The organism is Pseudomonas sp. LP_7_YM (assembly GCF_004364435.1).
In the GTDB taxonomy this organism is placed as follows: domain Bacteria; phylum Pseudomonadota; class Gammaproteobacteria; order Pseudomonadales; family Pseudomonadaceae; genus Aquipseudomonas.
In genome coordinates this window covers 1-4,220 of sequence record NZ_SOCT01000030.1, presented here as the reverse complement: position 1 = coordinate 4,220, position 4,220 = coordinate 1, and the positions used below count along the sequence as shown (strand labels likewise).

4 protein-coding genes are annotated in these 4,220 nt (G+C 57.9%); all 4 read right to left on the bottom strand.

Features of this window, described 5'->3' with window-relative positions; all coding sequences use genetic code 11:
• On the bottom strand, positions 1 to 2,389 hold a 2,389-nt coding region (locus tag EC915_RS24565), incomplete at its 3' end, for a DUF6531 domain-containing protein (RefSeq protein ID WP_133753051.1).
• 2 nt (positions 2,390 to 2,391) lie between these two features.
• Positions 2,392 to 2,859, bottom strand: a complete 468-nt coding sequence (locus EC915_RS24560; protein WP_133753050.1) for a DcrB-related protein — start codon at positions 2,857 to 2,859, stop codon at positions 2,392 to 2,394.
• 36 nt (positions 2,860 to 2,895) lie between these two features.
• Positions 2,896 to 3,465: a hypothetical protein gene (locus EC915_RS24555; protein ID WP_256658835.1), complete on the bottom strand. Its 570-nt coding sequence runs from the start codon at positions 3,463 to 3,465 to the stop codon at positions 2,896 to 2,898.
• A gap of 32 nt (positions 3,466 to 3,497) precedes the next feature.
• On the bottom strand, positions 3,498 to 4,220 hold a 723-nt coding region (gene tssI, locus EC915_RS24550), incomplete at its 5' end, for a type VI secretion system tip protein TssI/VgrG (RefSeq protein ID WP_133753048.1).

Here is a 4,220-nt window from a genome sequence, read left to right as displayed (position 1 = left end):
CGTAGCCGGTTTCATCGACGCGGGTCAGATGACCGCCGAGGTTGTAGCTGAAACGGCGCGTCAGGTTGTCGATGCGTTTCTCTTCGATCAGTCGATCCGAGGCATCGTAAGTAAATCCATAAACCGCATTGCTTTCGTTGACCAACGCTGTCAGCCGAATCGCTTTGTCGTACTCGTACCGAATGCGCTGGCCTTTGGCGTCCTGACGGCTGCTTGGCAGACCGCGTGCCGTGCGCAACAGCCTTGTGGTCTGACCCTTGCCATCGGTGTGCGTCAGGACTTGGCCGAGGGCGTTGTAGGTAAATGCCTCAGCCGTGCCATCCGAGTGTTCGATACGCACTACTTCTCCGTCAGGCTTACGCTCAAGCCGTGTCGTCTGATTTAGCGCATCGGTCACAGCGATCAGGTGGGAGCGATCGTCATAGGTGTAGAAGGTGCTTTTGCCCGAGCAGTCCTGAAACCGCTCCACCTGAGCCAACTCGTTCCACCACAGGTATTTGGACTTGTGGGTCGCGTCGATGATGGTGTGCGGCAGGCCGTCTTCGCTATTGAGGTACTCGGTCTTGTGGCCGAGTGGATCGACCTCGGCGACAAGGTTGCCCTTGTCGTCGTAACGGGCTTTCCAGACGCTGCCGTCCGGGAAGGCGGTTTCGGTTATCAAGGTGGTACTGAGGTGATAGCTGTAGGTGATGCTCCGACCGAGCGGATCGATTTCTTCAACCAAGCGCGAGAAGTCATCGTACTTGAAGGTCAGACGATTCCCGTCCGGCAGGCTCAGCCTGGTGATATTGCCCGCTTCATCCAGATCACTGCCGTAACGCTCGCCGCCGAAGTCGCGGCTGGCGATGACCCGTTTGTCCTCGTTGTACTGCACTTCCAGCTCGCGCCCTAGGACGTCAACAGCCCATGAAGTGCGCTTTTGGAAGTCGTAACGAAAATGAAAGTGCTCGCCATCGCTGGTCCAGTGCTCGACCACGCGTGGTCGGCCATCAATGGTTTCCCAGCGGTAGTTGCAGCTCAAGCCCAATGCGTTGCTGTGACTGGCCATGACGCCTTCGGCATAACTAAACCGGCGCATGGAATCGCCATTGCGATTGATCACTTCGATAAGCTGGCCGTTGTCGTCGTAGCGGTACTGGACGAGAGTTTCAACGGCCATGTTGTCGACGACGCGTTTGACGTCGGTCAGGCGCCCCAGCGGGTTATCGTAATGCAGGTGGATCCGAACGCCGCCGGGCGCGCTGATGTCTGTGAGCGTGCCTTCAACCGTGCGCATGAAATGCAGGTAATGGCCGAGGGCATTTTCCAGACGCTGCAAAGGTATGGAGGTGTTGTCGTCGGGGACTTCGCCGAAGTAGAAAAAGACGTTATCCAGGGTTTGCAGCAGATAGTGCCCACCCAGGGTACGCACCAGATAAATCTGCTCGTAGGGGTTGTAGATGCGCTCGCCGGGCTCGACATCGACAAAGGGCACGCTCCGGCCCTGGTTGTCGGTGAGGTACACAAAGCTGCCACTGCGGCGAAGACTCTGTTCCCACGGCAAGACCCAGCCACGGCCCAGCACGCTGTCGACGGTCAGATCGCTGGCGTAGAAGCGGGACCATTCGATTGGCATCAGGCCTGGCAGGACGAAGTCGGTTTCGCCTGAGCCCAGCAAAAGTTTGCGGCCGGTCGTGAGATCGACGGGATTGCCGGTAATACCGCCTAAGATTTTCCCGAATGCCGGGCCAATGATGAAGCGGCCTGCGAGATAGCTGCCGGCGACGATTGCGCCGAAGCGCAATGCGCAGGGGCCCGCAGCTTTCAACCCTTGCGTCAAACCCAACTTGGCCATTGATACTGCCGCTTTACCCATCGACGCGACGATCATCAGCACGTCGATACCGACGCGAAGCCAGCCAGGAATCTCATCGTCGATGTCGAGGTACTGAACGGTGCCGCCCCCAATGAACACATCGTCCGAACCGGATGAAATCCGCGCACCACAGGTTAGCCTGTCATCCTTGCGCGCCGCAGCCACGCTGTTGATGAAGACGTTGGAAGAACCCTCGGCGACCTGAACCGGCGCCGGGTGTTTTTCGCACCGGCCGAGGCTCAACTCCACATGCGCGGCATTGCGGCTGTTGATAAACACATCGGTAGAGCAGCCGGGAAGCTGAATCTCCCCGGCCGGCGAGCTGAACATCTTGCCGAAATACTCCCCCAAGGCAGGCAGTGCACTCGCGATAAGCCCCACTGCGATGGGCATGAGTACAGCAGCGGTGCCTCCGGAGCACACGAGCGTGGCGGCGTAGGCCGCGAGAGCCAGGCCAGCAACTGCACCTACCAGAAACCCGGCCAAGGCGCTTGTATGTTCAATTTCGTCGTTCCATCGAGCGGCTTCGAACATGGTTATTCCTGACCGGTGGTTTCGGCAGATGAAACCTGAGTTTGGCGGGGTTGGAAACTGGCGAGCAGTTGCAGCCAGTTTTCGGTCTGCGCGGCGCTGAAGTCTGTCTGGCTGGTGGTCGAAAACACCAAAATGCGACCTGGCTGAATCTCAAACCCGGCCTGACGTTGGTAAAACGGGCGACCGCCGTCCATGTAGTAGGCATCGACTTGAATACCGCCCAACGGCTGTTGAGCTGACAGGGTGACGGACTTCTTCCCCAGTGAGGTGTAGCCGCGCAACTTCGATGCAATCAGTTTTATCTGACGGTCGACGTAGGCATTCAGGTCTTCCGCCGGGAGCATGTTGTCACGGGAGACGGTGACGTTGAGCGGCGCGGGGATCGTGTTGCCGAGCACGAACATGTTCACCGTGCGGTCCTGAAAGCCTTCCGGCAATACGATCGATCCTTCCTGAAGCTGATAGTCCATTGGAGGCGTGTTCCATAAAGTGTTGAGAAAAAGAGTTCAGCAGGCGGCGATGCTGCCCAGCATTTCGTCGAAGTCGATTAGCCAGTTGGAAAGTGCCGGATGATCTGGATTAATCACCGTCGACACGCTGAACCACTGGCGCTCGTTACCATCCGCGGGGGCAACAATTGCACTGATTGCTCGACCGTGCCGACGCTCTTGGCCCAGCTTGAACGCGTAATCCAGTGAAACTGCGGGGCTGCCTGCCAACAGGCAATCATTCTGGCGAACGACAGTGACGTCACCGTGGTGCTTACGCAGATTGTCGACGTAGAGCTCGGTGGACCGTTGCAGCGTCAAACCTTCCGGCGCAGGGCGACGTTTCGCGCTGAACGTGACCAGTTGGCCTTCCCGCTCAAACGTCATGTCGAGATCTCGAAATGCCAAAAGCTGGGGCATCAATAAAGCCAGTCCGGCAATTTTCAGCTCATTGCGTGAGGGTTGCAGTGGAAAACCATGCGCGGGCTCATTTTTCATAGCAATCGCCGCCACTGCTGCAGCCTGCTCGGCTTCCTCGCGAGCGCGCGCTTCTGCTGCGAGGCGCTTCTCTGAGATGCGGTCGTACATGCTGGTTCGGGTGTCGGGAATCGACGACTTTCTCATTTGTTGATATCGACCCGTTTGCCGTGGATGAAGGTGTCGGTCTTGCCGAAGATATCGACCGAATCGCCGGTGATCTCGATGCGCCCATCCGTCATCTTGATGCTGCTGGATCCCACTTGAAGAATTATGTGGGTCTTGGCACTGATCTGAATGAACTGCTTGTCGACCTGAATCGTCAACGAGCCTTCCTGAACGTTCATTGCCGTGTCTTTCTTGATAACTTCGGTGTGGGTGCCGGTTACACTTATGGCGCGATTGCCGCCTACTTTATGCGTTTCATCCAGCTCGATCTCGGTGTCCATGTTGCGTTCGGCGTGCATGATGATCTGCTCGGCGCCGGACTTGTCCTCGAAACGGAAGAAGTTCGCCGTACCGCCATGGCCCTTGGTCGAGCGCGTCAGAAAACCACTCTGCGTCTTGTTTGCCGGCAACGACCATGGCGGGGTGTTCTTGCTGTTGTAGACGCTGCCCATGATCAGCGGGCGATCCGGATTGCCGTCGAGGAAAACCACCACCACTTCATCGCCCACCCGCGGAATCTGGATGCTGCCAAAACCGCCGCTGGCACCGGATTGAGCGACGCGGACCCAGCAGGAGCTCTTGTCGTTGAATTGACCGTAGCGGTCCCAGTGAAATTGCACCTTCACACGGCCAAGTTCATCGGTGTAGATCTCTTCGCCGGGCGGGCCGACGATGATAGCGGTTTGCGGGCCGGAAAT

What these genes read in the sequence shown, in the direction of transcription:
- EC915_RS24560 (WP_133753050.1), bottom strand. Translation starts at nt 2,859, where the DNA reads ATGGACTATCAGCTTCAGGAAGGATCGATCGTATTGCCGGAAGGCTTT.
- EC915_RS24555 (WP_256658835.1), bottom strand. Translation starts at nt 3,465, where the DNA reads ATGTACGACCGCATCTCAGAGAAGCGCCTCGCAGCAGAAGCGCGCGCT.